The organism is Microbacterium sp. C23T (genome assembly GCF_053345975.1).
The window spans coordinates 41,572-58,391 of the sequence record NZ_JBKFBD010000013.1 but is presented as its reverse complement, the minus strand read 5'-3'; the positions used below and the strand labels follow the sequence as shown (position 1 = coordinate 58,391).

The 16,820-nt window shown below is 70.2% G+C and carries 16 protein-coding genes; 10 read left to right on the top strand and 6 right to left on the bottom strand.

Features of this window, described 5'->3' with window-relative positions:
- The first annotated feature begins 19 nt into the window (after positions 1-19).
- The 7 genes from ACLBXX_RS09115 (at position 20) to mnhG (ending at position 7,509) form a co-directional block, all read left to right on the top strand.
- Positions 20-1,087 carry a LacI family DNA-binding transcriptional regulator gene (locus tag ACLBXX_RS09115; RefSeq protein WP_310286905.1) on the top strand — a complete coding sequence of 356 codons (1,068 nt, stop codon included), beginning with the start codon at positions 20-22 and terminating at the stop codon, positions 1,085-1,087.
- Between the two features lie 154 nt (positions 1,088-1,241).
- Complete coding sequence (locus ACLBXX_RS09110) at positions 1,242-4,172, top strand: Na+/H+ antiporter subunit A (RefSeq protein ID WP_447657769.1); 2,931 nt, start codon at positions 1,242-1,244, stop codon at positions 4,170-4,172.
- A complete protein-coding gene (locus tag ACLBXX_RS09105; protein WP_447657768.1) occupies positions 4,169-4,714 on the top strand; it encodes a Na(+)/H(+) antiporter subunit C in 546 nt (181 codons plus the stop codon). The genes ACLBXX_RS09110 and ACLBXX_RS09105 overlap by 4 nt, the downstream gene beginning before the upstream one ends.
- The gene (locus tag ACLBXX_RS09100) at positions 4,711-6,294 is read left to right on the top strand and encodes a Na+/H+ antiporter subunit D (RefSeq protein ID WP_447657767.1); all 1,584 of its coding nucleotides are present in this window, start codon (positions 4,711-4,713) and stop codon (positions 6,292-6,294) included. The genes ACLBXX_RS09105 and ACLBXX_RS09100 overlap by 4 nt, the downstream gene beginning before the upstream one ends.
- Positions 6,291-6,890, top strand: coding sequence for a Na+/H+ antiporter subunit E (locus ACLBXX_RS09095; RefSeq protein WP_387142603.1), 600 nt, complete (start codon positions 6,291-6,293; stop codon positions 6,888-6,890). The genes ACLBXX_RS09100 and ACLBXX_RS09095 overlap by 4 nt, the downstream gene beginning before the upstream one ends.
- The gene (locus tag ACLBXX_RS09090; protein WP_220288949.1) at positions 6,887-7,153 is read left to right on the top strand and encodes a monovalent cation/H+ antiporter complex subunit F; all 267 of its coding nucleotides are present in this window, start codon (positions 6,887-6,889) and stop codon (positions 7,151-7,153) included. The genes ACLBXX_RS09095 and ACLBXX_RS09090 overlap by 4 nt, the downstream gene beginning before the upstream one ends.
- Positions 7,153-7,509, top strand: a complete 357-nt coding sequence (gene mnhG / locus ACLBXX_RS09085; protein ID WP_310286911.1) for a monovalent cation/H(+) antiporter subunit G — start codon at positions 7,153-7,155, stop codon at positions 7,507-7,509. Before ACLBXX_RS09090 ends, mnhG begins: the two co-directional genes overlap by 1 nt.
- 4 nt (positions 7,510-7,513) lie before the next feature.
- On the opposite strand, the gene ACLBXX_RS09080 is transcribed toward mnhG, so the two are convergent.
- Positions 7,514-8,062 (bottom strand): CGNR zinc finger domain-containing protein, encoded by a 549-nt coding sequence (locus ACLBXX_RS09080; RefSeq protein ID WP_447657766.1) that lies wholly within the window; start codon positions 8,060-8,062, stop codon positions 7,514-7,516.
- An 83-nt stretch (positions 8,063-8,145) separates the two neighbouring features.
- On the opposite strand from ACLBXX_RS09080, the gene ACLBXX_RS09075 reads away from it, so the two are divergent.
- A complete protein-coding gene (locus ACLBXX_RS09075) occupies positions 8,146-8,589 on the top strand; it encodes a VOC family protein (protein WP_447657765.1) in 444 nt (147 codons plus the stop codon).
- 28 nt (positions 8,590-8,617) lie between these two features.
- The gene (locus ACLBXX_RS09070) at positions 8,618-8,800 is read left to right on the top strand and encodes a hypothetical protein (RefSeq protein WP_447657764.1); all 183 of its coding nucleotides are present in this window, start codon (positions 8,618-8,620) and stop codon (positions 8,798-8,800) included.
- A gap of 3 nt (positions 8,801-8,803) precedes the next feature.
- Here the strand turns inward: ACLBXX_RS09070 and ACLBXX_RS09065 are convergent, their stop codons facing one another.
- A complete protein-coding gene (locus tag ACLBXX_RS09065; RefSeq protein WP_447657763.1) occupies positions 8,804-11,407 on the bottom strand; it encodes a penicillin acylase family protein in 2,604 nt (867 codons plus the stop codon).
- 232 nt (positions 11,408-11,639) lie between these two features.
- Here ACLBXX_RS09065 and ACLBXX_RS09060 point away from each other — a divergent pair, with 232 nt between their 5' ends.
- On the top strand, positions 11,640-11,981 hold the full coding sequence (locus tag ACLBXX_RS09060; protein ID WP_387142619.1) for a hypothetical protein: 342 nt from the start codon (positions 11,640-11,642) through the stop codon (positions 11,979-11,981).
- A 57-nt stretch (positions 11,982-12,038) separates the two neighbouring features.
- Here the strand turns inward: ACLBXX_RS09060 and ACLBXX_RS09055 are convergent, their stop codons facing one another.
- Genes ACLBXX_RS09055 through argG form a run of 4 tightly spaced genes read right to left on the bottom strand, consistent with a single transcriptional unit; the run spans position 12,039 to position 16,696 of the window.
- Positions 12,039-13,892 carry a YhgE/Pip family protein gene (locus ACLBXX_RS09055; protein ID WP_447657762.1) on the bottom strand — a complete coding sequence of 618 codons (1,854 nt, stop codon included), beginning with the start codon at positions 13,890-13,892 and terminating at the stop codon, positions 12,039-12,041.
- Positions 13,889-14,563, bottom strand: coding sequence for a hypothetical protein (locus tag ACLBXX_RS09050; RefSeq protein ID WP_447657761.1), 675 nt, complete (start codon positions 14,561-14,563; stop codon positions 13,889-13,891). The genes ACLBXX_RS09055 and ACLBXX_RS09050 overlap by 4 nt, the downstream gene beginning before the upstream one ends.
- Positions 14,560-15,201, bottom strand: coding sequence for a helix-turn-helix domain-containing protein (locus tag ACLBXX_RS09045; RefSeq protein WP_447657760.1), 642 nt, complete (start codon positions 15,199-15,201; stop codon positions 14,560-14,562). The genes ACLBXX_RS09050 and ACLBXX_RS09045 overlap by 4 nt, the downstream gene beginning before the upstream one ends.
- Positions 15,202-15,253: 52 nt before the next feature.
- Positions 15,254-16,696, bottom strand: coding sequence for an argininosuccinate synthase (gene argG, locus ACLBXX_RS09040; RefSeq protein WP_310286931.1), 1,443 nt, complete (start codon positions 16,694-16,696; stop codon positions 15,254-15,256).
- Between the last annotated feature and the right edge of the window lie 124 nt (positions 16,697-16,820).

Below are 16,820 nucleotides of genomic sequence, written 5' to 3'. Positions count from 1 at the left end.
GGGCTACGATCGTGACAGCATGAGCCGTCAGGACACCGGCATCCGCCGCGCCACGATCTCGGACGTCGCCCGCGAGGCAGGCGTCTCGCCGTCGACCGCCTCGGTGGTGTTCAGCGGCAAGACCCCGGTGTCGGACGCGACCCGCCGCCGCGTGCTCGACGCGGCCTCCGCCCTCGGCTACACCGGCCCCGACCCGCGCGCCGCCTCGCTGCGCCGCGGGCGCTCGGGGATCGTCGGCGTGGTGTTCGAGGAGCACCTGGGCACCGCGTTCCTCGACCCCGTGAAGACGCTCATGATGGACGGCCTCGCCGACGCCGTCACCCCGCTCGGCGCGGGGCTGCTGCTCCTGCGCGACCACGAGCCCACCGGGAGCGGCCCGTCGCTCACGACCGCGCCGCTCGACGCCGCCGTGCTCATCGGCTGCAGCGGCCTGCTGCGCGAGTCGCTCGAGACCGTCAAGGCACGCGGCATCCCGGTTGTCGTCATCGAGGGGGATGCTGGCGACGACGTGCCGCGCATCGGCCTCGACAATCGTGAGGCCCAGCGCCAGGCCGCGAGCCACCTGCGCGCGCTCGGGCACCGCGAGATCGCCATCGTGACCCTGCCGGCCCGCGTGGACTGGCAGCGCGGCTGGCTGCACGACGACACCGCGGTGACCGTCGACGTCACCCGCGAGCGGCTCGCCGGCGCCCTCGACGTGTTCCCCGACGCGACCGCCTACGCGGCCGCCGGCAGCTTCATCGATGAGGGATTCGCGGCAGGCCGCGAGATCTTCGCCGACCCCGACCGGCGGCCGACCGCCGTCATCGCGCAGAGCGACCTGCTCGCCGCCGGAGTGATCCGTGCGGCGGAGGAGGCCGGGCTGCGCGTGCCGGAGGACGTGAGCGTCACCGGCTTCGACGGCATCGTCGTCGACGGCCTCGCTCCCTACGAGCTGACCACCCTCGTGCAGCCCGCCACCGACAAGGGCCGCGCCGCGGGAGCTGCCGTGGCCGCGATGCTGGAGGGCATCCCCGCGGCGTCGATCCGGTTCACCTGCACCTTCCGCGAGGGCAACACCACGGGGCCCGCACCCGCGCTCGCCTGAGACCGGCGGAAACGCCCTCGAACGCGGGCGATGTATGCCGTTCGGGCGATCGGGTGCGATGCGCCGGTTAGGATGGTTCCTGACACCCCGATCGCCTGGGCTTTGCGCCGTCCTCCTCTGACTTGCGCCTGCCGACGACCCCGAGGAGGCCCGAATGCTCCTCGTTCTCGGCGCGTTCGCGGTCGTCCCGATCCTCCTCCCGTGGCTCGTGGCGCGCATCGGCGCCCGCGCGTTCTACGTCGCGGCGATCCTCCCCATCGCGGGCTTCGTCTACGCGGCCGTGCTCACCCCTCAGGTGCTCGCCGGGGACATTCCGTTCGAGACATACGCCTGGATCCCTCCACTCGGGATCGACCTCTCGATGCGGATGGACACGCTGTCGTGGCTCATGACGCTGGTCGTCACCGGCGTCGGGGCGCTCGTGATGATCTACTGCCGCTGGTATTTCCGCGGCAAGAAGGAGAACCTCGGGCAGTTCGCGGCGGTCCTGCTCGCGTTCGCGGGGGCGATGTACGGACTCGTCCTCACCGACGACCTCGTCGTCCTCGTGATGTTCTGGGAAGTCACGAGCGTCCTGTCGTACCTCCTCATCGGGTACTACAACAAGCGCGCGGCGAGCCGTCGTGCCGCGCTCCAGGCGCTTCTCGTGACGACGCTCGGCGGACTCGTCATGCTGATCGGCGTCGTGCTGCTCGTGGTCGATGCCGGGACGTCGAGCATCTCGACGATCCTCGCGGAGGCACCGTCGGGCGCGATCGTCGACGCCGCGCTCGTGATGATCCTCGTCGGCGCGCTCAGCAAGTCGGCGATCTTCCCATTCCACTTCTGGCTCCCCGGCGCCATGGCCGCGCCGACCCCGGTGAGCGCCTACCTGCACGCGGCGGCCATGGTGAAGGCGGGCATCTACCTCATCGCCCGCTTCGCGCCCGTCTTCGCGATCGCCCCGCCGTGGCGGCCGATCGTGATCGCCCTGGGCGTGTTCACGATGCTGCTCGGCGGCTTCCAGGCGCTGCGCGAGACCGACCTCAAGCGCGTGCTCGCCTTCGGCACCGTGAGCCAGCTGGGCCTTCTGACCGTCGTGCTCGGGTACGGGACTCGGGATGCTGCGCTGGCAGGTCTCGCGCTGCTGCTGAGCCACGCCCTGTTCAAGTCGGCGCTGTTCCTCGTCGTCGGCGTCATCGACCGGCAACTGTCCACCCGTGACCTGACGGAGCTCTCGGGCGTCGGCCGGCAGGCGCCGGTCCTGGCGACGTTCTCGATCATCGCCGTCGCGTCGATGATCGGCATCATCCCCACCATCGGCTTCGTGGCCAAGGAGGGCGCCCTCGCCGCGCTGCTGCACGAGGCCCTCGGCGGCGCAGTGTGGGGGATCGTGGCGCTGGTCGGAATCGCCCTCGGCTCGGTGCTGACCGCGGGATACGGCATCCGGTTCCTCTGGGGTGCGTTCTCGACGAAGCGCGCGGCGAACGGCGACCGCATGCCCGACACGGAATGGCCCGACCCGCCGATCGGATTCCTCGTGGCGCCGATCGTGCTCTCGGGGCTCACCGTCATCGCCGGGGTCGCCGCGCCGTGGCTCGACAAGGCGTTCGCGCCCTATGCAGACCAGGCCCCGGTCTCGACGCCCGGCGTGCCGGCACCCGACTATCCCGCGCCCCTCGCTCTCTGGCACGGCCTGGAGCCGGCGCTGTGGATCTCGCTCGCGACGATCGCGATCGGCGTCGTCGTGTTCTGGGCGACGCGGAGCTGGCGTCCCGCGAAGCGCCTGCTCCCGTTCACCGCGGCCGAGGTCTACAACGGTGCGCTGCGCGTCATCGCGCGCCTGTCGGTCGTCACGACGAGCCTCACGCAGCGTGGTTCGCTGCCGGTCTACGTCGGCACGATCTTCGTCGTGTTCGTCGCGGCCGAGGCGACCGCCCTGCTCGCGAGCGAGGACTGGCAGGCGAAGCTCGACGCCTACCAGACACCCACGCAGCTGCTCGTGGCGCCCGTCATGATCGCGGCCGGACTCATCGCGATCCGCGCGCGCAAGCGGTACACGGGAGTCGTGCTGGTGTCGGTGACCGGCCTCGGCATGGTGCTGCTCTTCGCGACGAGCGGCGCTCCCGATCTCGCGCTCACCCAGATCCTCGTCGAGACGGTGACGCTCGTGGCGTTCGCACTCGTGCTGCGCCGGATCCCGTCGCGCCTGGGCGAGCACAATGCCTCGGTCTGGCCGGTCGCGCGCGCGGTGCTGGGCGCGGCCGTCGGCATCACGATGGCGCTCGTCGCGATCGTGGCCACCAGCGCCCGCGTGGAGAAGCCGATCTCGGACGCCTTCCCCGACCTCGCGTACGAACTGGGCCACGGCAAGAACGTGGTGAACGTCGCCCTCGTCGACCTGCGCGGCTGGGACACCATGGGCGAGCTGTCGGTGCTGATCCTCGCCGCGACGGGTGTGGCGTCCCTCGTCTTCGTCACCCACCGCGCCGACACGCTGTCGCGCGCGATCTCGTCGCTGCCCACCGGCGCCACCCGCACGCGGCGTCCGCTGGTCGAGACCGCCGAGGGCGTCCAGCCGCGCGGCGCCGGCGGCGGCCGCATGGCGTGGCTCGTCGGCGGCCAGCGCGTACGGCCCGAGAATCGCTCCATCATGCTGGAGGTGATCGTGCGGATCCTCTTCCACACGATCATCATCGTGTCGCTGTACCTGCTCTTCGCGGGTCACAACCTGCCCGGCGGCGGCTTCGCCGGCGGCCTCGTCGCGGGCATGGCGCTCGTCATGCGCTACATCGCGGGCGGCCGCTACGAGCTCGGCGCCGCCGCACCGACCGACGCCGGACGCCTGCTGGGCACGGGCATGACGATCGCCGTCGCGTGTGCGATCGTGCCGGTGTTCTTCGGAGACCAGCCGCTCACGAGCTACTTCTGGGAGTGGAACGTGCCGGTGCTCGGCCACGTCGAGTTCGTCACCTCGACGCTGTTCGACATCGGCGTCTACCTCGTGGTCATCGGGCTCGTGCTCGACGTGCTGCGCAGCCTCGGCGCCGAGGTCGACCGCCAGGCGCAGGAAGCGCGCGAGCAGCAGGAGGTGACGGTGCCGTGAACGTCTCCCTCGTCCTCATCATCGTGATGGCGGTGCTCTTCGCGTGCGGCGTCTACGCCATGCTCGAGCGCAGCCTCACACGCGTGCTCATCGGATTCCTGCTGCTCGGGAACGCGACCAACCTGCTGCTGCTCATCGTGATGGGCCGCCCGGGGGTCGCTCCGTTCTTCGGCTCGGCATCCGTCGACGACATGTCGGACCCGCTCCCGCAGGCCCTCACGCTCACCGCGATCGTCATCACCTTCGCCGTCTCGGCGTTCCTCCTCGCCCTGATCTACCGGTCGTGGCAGCTCGGCCAGGCCGACACCGTGGCGGACGACGAGGCCGACCTCGAGGTGCGCGAGCGCGCCGCCGAGGTCGAGGAGACGATGGACGAGGAGACCGAGATCGAGGACGCCGACGACGACGCGACCACCGACTTCGTCGGGACCGACACCGCGCCGATCACGATCCTCGGCGCGCGCGACTTCGCCGGCCTCCGCGATGACGCCCCGGTGGACCGTCCCTCCCCGGATCCGCGGGATCGGGGTGACGACGCATGACCCAGATCGCGCCCGCCCTCGTCCCGCTGCTCGTCACCCTGCCCCTGCTGGGCGCCGCCATCGCGCTCATCGCGGGCCGGCACCGCAGGACCCAGGTCGTCGTGTCGGTCGTCACGCTCACCGCCGTGCTCGTGATCGCCGCGATCCTGCTCTACGTGGTCGACGTGGGCGACAAGCCCATCGCGGTCTCGGTCGGCGGCTGGCCCATTCCGTTCGGCATCGTGCTGTACGTAGACCGGCTCGCGGCCCTCCTTGTGGTGGTGTCGAGCGTCGTCCTGCTCGCGGTCCTCCTGTTCTCGGTCGGTCAGGGTGCTGCCGACGGCGACGACGACACGCCGGTCTCGATCTTCCATCCCTCGTACCTGATCCTGGGCGCGGGCATCTTCAACGCGTTCATCGCGGGCGACCTCTTCAACCTCTACGTCGGCTTCGAGATCCTGCTGGTCGCCTCGTACGTCCTCATCACGCTCGGCTCGACCGAGTCGCGCATCCGCACCGGCGTCGTCTACATCGTCGTGTCGCTGGTGTCGTCGATCCTCTTCCTCGCCGCGATCGCCATGATCTACGGCGCCCTGGGCACCGTGAACATGGTGCAGATCTCCGAGCGCATGGGCGAGCTGCCGCAGGAGACGCAGCTGATCCTCCACCTGATGCTGCTGCTCGCGTTCAGCATCAAGGCGGCCGTCTTCCCCCTGTCGTTCTGGCTGCCCGACTCGTACCCGACGGCGCCCGCTCCGGTCACCGCGGTGTTCGCGGGCCTCCTGACCAAGGTCGGCGTCTACGCGATCATCCGCACCGAGACCGAGCTGTTCCTCGACAACGACGTGAACCAGCTGCTGATGTGGGTGGCGCTGGCGACGATGATCGTGGGTGTGCTCGGCGCGGTCGCGCAGGCCGAGCTGAAACGAATCCTGTCGTTCACACTCGTGAGCCACATCGGCTACATGATCTTCGGGCTCGCGATCGCGACGCCCGCCGCGATCGGCGCGACGATCTACTACATGGTCCACCACATCGTGGTGCAGACGACCCTGTTCCTCGCAGTCGGCCTCGTCGAGCGCCGCGCGGGCTCGACGTCGATCCTCCGGGTCAAGGGCCTCATGAAGGCGGCCCCCGTGATCGCGGTGCTGTACTTCATCCCCGCGATCAACTTGGGCGGACTTCCCCCGTTCTCCGGCTTCATCGGCAAGTTCGCGCTGTTCGACGCCGCCGCGCAGGTGGGCACGCCGATCATGATGGTGCTGATGGTGGGCGGCATCCTCACCAGTCTCCTCACCCTCTACGCGCTGATGCGCGCGTGGAACCTCTCGTTCTGGCGCGAGGACGAGGACTCGGCCGAGACCGAGGCGCGCATCTCGTACCTGGGCTCGGCGCCCGCGGCCGGCATCGAGACCGAGCGTCGCGTCATCCCGAAGATCATGACCGCCGCGACCTCCGGCATGGTGGCCATCACGGTCGCGCTCACGATCTTCGCCGGTCCGCTGTACGACGTCTGCACGCGCATCGGCGAGGCGCTGCTGCAGCCGGTGTCGCTGACCCAGCTCGAAGACGACGCCGCGGGAACGGAGAAGGCGCCGTGAGCCCCGACCTGCCCCAGAGCCGGCTCCGTCGCGCTTTCACGACGGCGTGGCGGCAGCTGCCGTTCTTCGTGTGGCTCATCGCCTTGTGGATGCTGCTGTGGGGCCAGTTCACCTGGCTCGCGTTCCTCACGGGCCTCGTCGCCGCCCTCGTCGTGACACGGATCTTCCGTCTGCCGCCCGTCGAGCTGTCCGGCCGCGTCAACCTCTGGTGGGGCCTGGTGTTCGTCGTGGAGTTCCTTGTGGCGGTCGTGCTCGGCTCGCTCACGGTCGCCTGGCAGGTGCTCGACTTCCGCCGGCAGCCGGGGACCGCGATCATCGCCGCGCAGCTCGTCACCGACGACGACCTCATCATGACCCACGTCGGCGTGACATGCTCGCTCATCCCCGGCTCTCTCATCGTCGACACCGACCGAGATCGGCGCATCCTCTACCTCCACGTCATCGGGGTGCGCGGCGACGCCGACGTCGCGAAGCAGCGCGCCAGCGTGCACCACTGGGAGGAGCGCATCGTGCGGGCGGTCGGCTCGCACGCGCAGCTCCAGGCGATGCGGGATGCCGCTCCGCATGGCACCGTGGCCCGAGGGGGTTCCCGATGAACGTGCTGCTGCTCGCGATCTACGTGATCTTCGCGGTCGCGGCGCTGCTCACGCTGTGGCGCATCGTCATCGGCCCGTCGATCCTCGACCGGGCCGTGGCATCCGATGTGCTCCTCACCCTGGTGATGTGCGTGCTCGGCGCCGAGATGGCGATCAACCACCACACGCGCACGCTTCCGGTGCTGCTCATCATCGCCGCCGTGGGCGTGTTCGGATCGATCTCGATCGCCCGGTTCGTCGCGAGAAGGGATCAGGACCGCTGATGGACGCCATGCTGGACCTCGCCGCCGTGATCCTGATCCTCATCGGCGCGCTGCTGTGCCTGACCGCCGCGATCGGCGTGCTGCGGTTCCGCGACGTGCCGACCCGCCTGCACGCCGCGACCAAGCCGCAGGTGCTCGGGCTCATCCTCATCTGTCTCGCCATCGCGCTGTCGCTGCGGTCATGGCCGGTCGTGGCGTTCCTCGTGCCGGTCGTGCTGATCCAGCTCGCCACCGCCCCGCTCTCGGCGCACATGGTGGGGCGCCAGGCCTACCGCAACGGCACCATCGACGAGACCGGCCTGTACGTGGACGAGCTCGCCGAATCCAAGCGCACACCGCCCGCCTCGGGCGGCTGACGCGTCAGGCCGAGCCGGCCTTCTGCCGCTCGCGATAGGCCTTGGCCTTCATCCGGCTGCCGCACGTCGCCATCGAGCACCACTCGCGGCGATGACCCCGCGAGTGGTCGAGGTACACCTGCGTGCACTCCGGTCGCGCGCACTCCCGCAGCAGCGCGGCCTGTTCGCCGCCGATGATCTCGACGGCCTCGCGGGCGATCTGCGAGAGCGCCTGGCGCGGCGTGCCGGACCGAAGCCATCCCTCCGGGGTGAGCGCGGCGGTGAGCGGCGGGGTCGCGGCGGCGGCGTTCAGCCTCTCGACGGCCTCGGCCGGGAGGGGCTCGTCGTGCAGGCGCGACGACACCAGAGCGTAGATCGCCTCGCGCACCTCGATGGCTTCCCCCAGGTCTTCGGGGACGGATGCCTCGGCCCGGGGCACGAGGCCGGACTCGACGAACCACGCATCGAGGTCGGACGGGTCGGCGAGCTTCTCGGTGGGGTCGTCGTTGCGGCGCGCGCGCAGCGTGCCGACGAAGTCGAGGCTGAGCGTGCCGCAGGGGAAGGCGTGGATCACATCACCATTTTGACAGGTAACGGGAATGTCTGGCACGGTAGTCACCGTTCTAACCGGTAACGCACCGATCGAAGGAGAATCCCATGGACCTGAAGCTCGAAGTCGTCGTCATCCCCGTCGCGGATGTCGACCGTTCGAAGGCCTTCTACGAGAGCCTCGGCTTCCGTCTGGACGCCGACTTCCGCACGGAGCGCGGGCTCCGCGTGGTGCAGGTGACCCCTCCGGGTTCGGCGGCGTCGATCATCTTCGGCGACAAGCTCACGACGGCCGAGCCGGGCTCGACCCAGGGGCTGCACCTCATCACCGCCGACATCGCCGCGGCGCGGGCCGAGCTCGTCGAGCGGGGCGCCGAGGTCAGCGACCTCTGGCACGACGCCGACGGCGTGTTCCACTGGGCCGGCACCGACAACCGCGTCGCCGGCCCGCACCCGTCCGCCGACAGCTACGGCACGTTCGCCTCGTTCGCTGACCCCGACGGCAACGGCTGGGTGATCCAGCAGATCGTCACGCGCGCTCCCGGGCGCTGAGCGGGAGAGGACGCCGACGATGACACGGATGCCGCTCCCCGACGCCGAAGCGCTGCTCAGGGACCTCCTCACCCGCACGGCCGCGGCACACGGCCGCTTCGAGAGCGAAGAACTCGGCGGGGTCTACGACGAGGCGTGGCCGCAGTGGTACGCCGCCTTCATGGCGCAGGCGCTCGCCGACGACGGATACGTGATCGAGCGGGAGGCCTGACCCTCAGGGCTTCAGCACGAGGGTGTCGGTCGTGGCCGCCTCGACCGCCTCGGGCGTGAACGCCCAGGGCGTCAGCTCCGCCTTCTGCCACGACTCCACCTGGTCGATGTAGTTCGTGTGGAAGGCGTGACCGCTCTCGCCGGTGAGCTGGTTCCAGCGCGAGGCGTCGAAGTCCGACAGGTCGACGATCATGCGCATGGACGGCACGGTGACGGTCGAGAAGCTCTGGGTCAGGTCCCACCCCGTCGCGTTCACGACGGACGAGCCGCCGCCGACCGGGAACGGCCCGCGGTTGAAGAGCCACTCGATCGCCGCGATGCCGGACTTGCCGAAGCTGCCGTTCTCGAGCGGAAGGGCGTGGAGGCTCCCCCAGTTCCACCGCGAGGGGTTGTCGCCCTGGGCGTCGACGAGTCGCTCGTACGCGTCGATCGCCGAGCGCTTCAGCATGTCGGTCATGCCGTCCACGCCGAGCTCGTCGTTGACCCACCAGGGCGACGTCTGGTCGTCGAGCAGGGCGTCCATCACGAGGAACTGACGGCCCTGTCCGGTCATCGGCGCCGCGTTCTCGCGCCCGTCGACGAACACGTTGCCGGCGAGCGTGTCCCACAGCATGTTGGCGTACGCGGCGGCCGCCGAGTCGGCGCTGTTCTGCGCGTCCCACTCCTGCAGCAGGTCGAGCGCCGCATCGGTCTCGTCATCGCCCGTGGTGATGTCGGCGTAGGCCGCCGTGAGGCGCATGCCGATGAAGGAATAGTTGTCGGCCTGGATCGCGTTGAGGTCGTCCGCCGTCACCGGTCCCTTGGCGATCGCGCGGTCGATCAGCTCGGTGATGCGAGCTGCGCGCCAGCCGTAGTCCCAGTCCCGCGTGAGCGGGTAGGTGTAGTCCTGCGTGACGATCGCGTTGTTCGCGGTGACGATGTAGCCCTCGGTGGGGTTGTACGAGACCGGAAGTGCCTCGAACGGAATATATCCCTGCCACGCGTACGCCGAATCCCACCCCGGCTGCGGCATCGAGCCGTCGCCCGCGCCGCGGATCGGGAGCTTGCCCGGGGTCTGGTAGCCGATGTTGCCGTCGACGTCGGCGTAGATGAGGTTCTGCGCCGGTACGTCGAACAGGGCAGCGGCCCCGCGGAAGTCGTCGAAGTCCTTCGCGGTGTTGAGGGCGAAGATGGCGGATGCCGTGGTCCCGGGCTGCAGCGCGGTCCAGCGCAGGCTCACCGCGTAGTCTCCCTCGGGGGCATCGGCCGGTGCCTCGGTGACGGTGCCGCCCGTCCCGGTGTACGGCGCTTCCGCGATCGAGGTGAAGTCGTCGGTGAGTCCCGAGACGATCGGCCCGTTCACCGTGGAGCGCACCTCGAGCTCGACATCCTCGGAGCCCGCGACCTTGAACGTCTCGGTGCGCGTCTCGAGCGGCACGAGGGCGCCGTCGTACCAGTACGAGTCGCCCTCGACCTTCTCGAGGTACAGGTCGGTCACATCCGTCGTGAGGTTGGTGAAGCCCCACGCGATGCGCTCGTTGTGGCCGATCACGACGCCGGGAAGCCCGGAGAAGCCGAATCCGGCGACGTCGAAGGGGCACTCCTCGGTGACCGTCGAGCACTTCAGTTGGATCTGGTGCCACACGCTCGGGAGCGTCGCGCCGAGGTGCGGGTCGTTGGCGAGCAGCGGCATCCCGGTGTCGGTGACGCTGCCCGACACCACCCACGAGTTCGAGCCGATGCCCTCTCCGGCGTCGCCGACGAGTTCGCCGACGGCTTCGATCACGCTGCCGACCTCGGTCCACTCGATCGACGAGGTGGAGGCGTCGGTCTCCTCGGGGAGGTCGGGAGCCGTGCCGACCGCCGGCACCGTCGAGATCTTGGGCACGATCACCGGGTTCCGGTCGAACGGGTACGCCGGGTACAGCTGGTCGATCTCGGCCTCGGTGAAGTCCGGCGCCATGACCGCGCGCTCGGTCTCGCTCTCTATGTTGCTGCGGAGGTCCCAGGCCATCGCCTTGAGCCACGCGACCGAGTCGGCTGGCGTCCAGGGTTCGATCTCGTAGTCGGAGTTCTGCAGGCCCAGCACGGCGTACTCGAACGACGCGTCGGCGCCCTGGTGATCGGCGAGGTACGCGTTCACGCCGTCGGCGTACGCGTCGTAGTACGCGCGCTGGGTGGCGTCGAGCGCGTCGACCTCCTGCTCGGCGATGTCGTGCCAGCCGAGGGTGCGCAGGAACTTGTCGGTGCCGAGCTGCGACGCGCCGAACATCTCCGAGAGGCGCCCGCTCGTGACGTGCCGGCGGAAGTCCATCTCCCAGAAGCGGTCCTGCGCGTGCACGTAGCCCTGCGCGAAGAACAGGTCGTGCGACGAGTCCGCGGTGATCGTCGGGATGCCGAGCACGTCGCGCTGCACCGTCACCTCGGCCTCCAGGCCGGGGGCCTTCACCTCGCCGCTCAGCTGCGGGAACGAGCGCTGCGCCGTGTACGTGACGAAGCCCACCGCGATGAGCGCGAGCACCACGACGGCCGCGAGGATGCTGAACAGGACGATGCCGATCGTCCTCCCCGCGGACCGGCGATGCACGGTGTCGTCGACGGCGTACGGAGAGGGCTGGGGCTTCGTCATTGAAAGGGCTTTCGGGGCGGGGTGGGGGGTCCGCGGTGCCGGACACCGCGACATTCGGTGTCACGCGCGTTCGGGTCGCAACGGCACCATTCCGCATGCTAATACGTGTCGTGCCTCGCACCGAATCGCGTCGGGTTTTCACCGCACGACCGGCCTCTTGTCGGGAGCGCTGTGCGCTGTCAGACTCTTCCCGTCAATGGCCGATCTCAACTGGGGGAGATCCACTATGCCCATGCACACGCGCGCCTCGCGCAGAGCGGCTGCCCTTGCAGCCGCCGTCTCACTCACCGCGGTCGTCGCGCTCGGGAGCGCCGCACCCGCATTCGCATCCAAGCCCGCTGACGGCACGCACAAGGTCGCGTACTGTCACGCGACGCACAGTGCGAAGAATCCGTACGTCTACATCGAGACCGACAAGCTCGCCGTCGTACGCGCCCACGAGAAGCATCAGGATGACGAGGACATCATCCCGGCCTTCTGGTACGAGCGTCACGGCGAGGTGCTGTGGTTCCCCGGCAACGGGGACGCGTCGCAGATCGGCGACGGCACCTGCGACGGCGGCGGCGTCGGCTGAGAAGCACTTCTGAGACGGATGCCGCGGGCCGCGGCATCCGTCTCCGGAGAGTGCCCGCTATCCGATGACGCTCGGCTGCAGGTCGCGCAGGGTGCGGAAGTGGGTCATGCGGGTGACGCCGATCGCGGCGATCAGGCCCGCGCCGACGAGCCACGCGAGCAGCACGGCGAGGTCGAGCCAGACGCGGTCGGCGCTGCCGCCGTACATGACCTGGCGCATCGCGTCGACGACGTAGCCCATCGGCAGCACGTGGTGCAGCGCCGCCAGCGGCGCAGGCAGCGTCTGCCACGGGAACGTTCCGCCGGCGGTCACGAGCTGCAGCACCATGAGCACGAGGCCGAGGAACTGCCCCACCGAGCCGAGCCACACGTTGAGCGCGAGCACGATCGCGGCGTACGTCGCCGAGGCGAGCAGCAGGATGCCGAGGGTCGCGAGCGGGTGTGCGAACGAGAAGCCGAGCGCGAGCGAGAGCACGCCGAAGAGACCGAGCATCTGCACGCCGCCCAGGAGGGCAGGAGTGGCCCACCCGGCCAGCGTGATGCGGATCGGCGAGTGCAGAGCCGTCACCGCGCGCTTCGAGACCGGCTTGACGATGAGGAACAGCGCGTAGATGCCGATCCAGCCCGCGAGGGCGGCGAAGAACGGCGCGAGGCCGGCGCCGTAGTTCTGCGCCTGCGTGAGCGACGAGCGCTCGACCTCGACGGGGGCCGCGAGGGTGTCGGCCTGCGCGTGGCGCGTGTCGGCGTCGTACGACGGCAGCTGGGCGGCGCCCTCGGAGAGCCCGTCGCGCAACTGCGTCGCGCCGTCTTCGAGCTGAGTGAGCCCGCTGTCGAGCGTTGTCGCGCCATCGCGCAGCTGTGCGGCGCCGTCGGCGGCCGTCGCGGTGCCCGAAGCGAGCGTGGACGACCCTGCCGCGACGGATGCTGCTCCCGCCGAGACCTGCTGCGCGCCGGAGTTCAGCCGGTCGATCTGCGCGACGGCTCCCTGCACGCGGTCGTCGACGGCATCCAGCCGCTCGCCGACCGGGTCGAGAGTGGCGAGCACGTCGTCGATCTGGGCCTGGTCGAGGCCCGCTTCACCGAGCTTCACGGCGATGTCGTTGCGCACCTCCGGCAGCGCAGAGATCGCGGACGAGGATGCGGCGCCGATCCTGTCGGCGATGGCGTCGAGCTGTGCGGTACCTCCGGCGACCTGGGACGCGCCATCCGCGACCTGCGCTGCGCCGGCGGAGAGCTGGGCCGCGCCGTCGCGGAGCTGAGCGGTGCCGTCCGCGAGCTGCCCGGCACCGGAGGAGAGCTGCGACGCGCCGTCGCCGGCCAGCGCGAGACCGTCGACCAGCTGCGAGGCGCCGGAGGCGGCATCCGTCAACTGGACACGGATGGTGTCGAGGGCGTCGAGCATCGTGAGCCCCGCCTCGGCCACGACCTTCTCGGTGATCGTCGCCTGGATGCGCTCGACCGCCTGCGTGCCGATCGTCGAGGCGAGGTAGTTGTTCGCGTCGCTCGTGTGCAGCACGATGTCGGCCGTCCGCGGCTCGCCGGTCGTGATCGACGCGATGGCCGCCGTGAAGTCGGCGGGCAGCTCGATCGCGAAGTCATAGCTGCCGTCGTCGAGTCCGGCGTCGGCCTCTTTGGCGGTGGCGAGGTGCCAGTCGAAGGTGCCGTCCTCGATGAGCTCCTGCGCCACCTCGTCGCCGAGGTTGCGGTCGGTGCCGTTGAGCTCGGCGCCGGTGTCGGCGACGACGAGCGCCACCGGCACCTGGTCGAGCTGGCCGTACGGGTCGCGGTTCGCCCACAGGTACAGGCCGCCGTAGAGGATCGGCACGACCATGAGGGCGATCAGCGCGATGAGCGACATGCGGGTCGACGCGAGCCGTCGGAGCTCGGCGAGGATCATCTGGGGGACCTTCATGCCCGGCCCCCGTTCGTCGGCGCGGTGAGCCTGCGAACACGGGGTCGTCCGAGGGGCCGGGGCGTTTCGTCTCGCTCAACGAGCGACGATCGCGCCACCCCCTGCGAGGCCTGCCCCGCGATCACGAGCACGGCATAGCCGCGAGCGGCGAAGTCCGAGGCGATGCTCCACCACGCGGCGGGCTCTCCACCATGGCGGTCGGGGGAGACGAGCACGATCGCCTCGACGCCCTTGCGCAGCACCGCCAGCTCGCACAGCGCCCGCACGCGGCCGGCGGGATCCACGTTCGAGACGGGGACGGATGCCTCGTCCCCGAGGCCGTGCTCATCGAGCCAGCGCCGTACCGCGACGGGGTCGGACCGGCGCCCGGCGAACATGAGCTCCTCGGCGGCCACGCCGGCGAGCGTGACGTTCGGCTCGGGCTCCGACACCTCGGGAGCATCCACCAGGGCGACCCGGCGACGCAGGCCCGAGGCATCCGTCTTGCCGTCCAGCGTCACCCCGCCGGTGTCGGGGCGCATGCGGCCCGACGCGATGAGTCCGAGCACCGTCGGGCGCTGCTCGGTCTCGGCGCCGACGAGCGTCGCGACGCCGGACTCGAAGACGGCCGACGTCGCGGGCAGCGCGTGCTCGCGGCGGCCCTTGCCGACCGCGTCGAGCACGACCTTCACGCGCTCGCCGCCTCGGGCGTCGCGACGATCTCGGGGTGCTCGTGGAGCAGTGCGTCGGCCTGGCGCCACGACAGCCCGGCGATGCTCAGCACGGCGCGCACCGCGAGGTCGCGGGCTGCGGGCGACGACGCGTCGATGCGCGTGATGACGGTGCGCGCGGTCTCTTCGACGAGTCGCGCGAGCGTCGGGGCGGCGACGTCGGTGCGCAGCACGTCGGCATCCTGCCCGTCGCGCACGATGCGCACGACGGTGCGGCGCAGCGGTGCGAGGGCCGTCGCCGTCTCTTCGAGGTGGGCTTCGTCGAGGGCGATCGCCGCCAGCACCTGCACGTGCGCGGCTTCGTTCCACAGGGCGGCGGCGAGACGGGCGAGTGCGACCCGCGCGTCGGCGTCGTCGATCGCGGCGGCGACGGCGTTGAAGCGCGCGGCGCCCTGGGCGACCAGTTCGCGCACGAGGGCGTCGCGGTCGTCGAAGTGGCCGTACAGCGCCCGGCGCGAGAGGCCGGCCTGGCGGGCGATGGCGTCGACGGACGCGCGGGGGTCGTGCGCGAGGGCGACATGAGCCGCGGCGAGGATGCCCGCGCGGTTCTCGAGGGCGTCGCGCCGCGGACGGCGCGCAGCATCGATCGGGGAGGTCATGCCTCCACGTTAGATAACTTGCACAGTGGTGTGCAAGTTAATCCACGATGACTCAGTCGGTTCCCAGGTCGAACGCGGACGCCTCGTTCGCAGCATCCGTCGCCTCTGCGAGCTCTTCCTGCGCGGCGCTGTAGTTCTCGGCGCGCTCGGTGATCTCGCCGGCCTCACCCTGCGTGAGGTGACCGACGAGCTCGCCCGTCGCACCGCCGATGAGGCCCTTCGAGGCGTAGTACTCGAGGCGCACGCGCGAGTCGGCGATGTCGAGGTTGCGCATCGTGAGCTGCCCGATGCGGTCGGTGGGACCGAACGCGGCGTCGCCGACGCGCTCCATCGACAGCTTGTCGGGGTGGTACGACAGGCGCGGGGCGGTGGTGTCGAGGATCGTGTAGTCCTCGCCGCGGCGCAGGCGCAGCGTCACCGAGCCGGTGATCGTCGAACCGACCCACTTCTGGATCGACTCGCGCAGCATGAGCGACTGCGGCTCGAGCCAGCGGCCCTCGTACATGAGGCGACCGAGGCGGCGGCCCTGCTCGTGGTACGTCGCGAGCGTGTCTTCGTTCAGGATGCCGTTGACCAGGCGCTCGTACGCGGTGAACAGCAGCGCCATGCCCGGCGCCTCGTAGATGCCGCGGGACTTCGCCTCGATGATGCGGTTCTCGATCTGGTCGCTCATGCCGAGCCCGTGGCGGCCGCCGATGCGGTTCGCCTCGAAGACGAGCGCGACCGGGTCGGCGAACTCGACGCCGTTGAGGGCGACGGGGCGGCCCGCCTCGAACGTGACGGTGACGTCCTCGGTCTCGATCTCGACCGAGGGGTCCCAGAAGCGCACGCCCATGATGGGCTCGACCGTCTCGAGCGACACGTTCAGGTGCTCGAGGGTCTTCGCCTCGTGCGTCGCGCCCCAGATGTTCGCGTCGGTCGAGTACGCCTTCTCGGCGGAGTCGCGGTAGGGGAAGCCGTGCTCGACGAGCCACTCGCTCATCTCCTGGCGGCCGCCGAGCTCGGTGACGAAGTCGGCGTCGAGCCAGGGCTTGTAGATGCGCAGGGCCGGGTTCGCCAGCAGGCCGTAGCGGTAGAACCGCTCGATGTCGTTGCCCTTGTAGGTGGAGCCGTCGCCCCAGATGTCGACGCCGTCCTCCTTCATCGCGCGGACGAGCAGCGTGCCGGTGACGGCGCGGCCGATCGGCGTGGTGTTGAAGTAGGTGCGCCCACCCGAGCGGATGTGGAACGCGCCGCACGCGAGGGCGCCGAAGCCCTCCTCGACGAGTGCGGGCTTGCAGTCCACGAGGCGCGAGACCTCGGCGCCGTACTCGAGCGCACGGCTCGGGATCGCGTCGATGTCGTCCTCGTCGGGCTGACCGAGGTCGCCGGTGTAGGTGCAGGGGATCGCGCCCTTGTCGCGCATCCACGCGACGGCGACGGAGGTGTCAAGTCCCCCAGAGAAGGCGATGCCGACGCGCTCGCCGACGGGCAGGGACTGGAGGACCTTCGACATAACTCCCCAGTTTACTGAGCGGCGTGCGGATGCCTCGCCTCGATGACCACCGTTCACTCCAGGATCACCAGCAACAGTGGCGTCATCTCGCAGCGCCTGGCTAGGCTGACCGCGAGGTATGTCT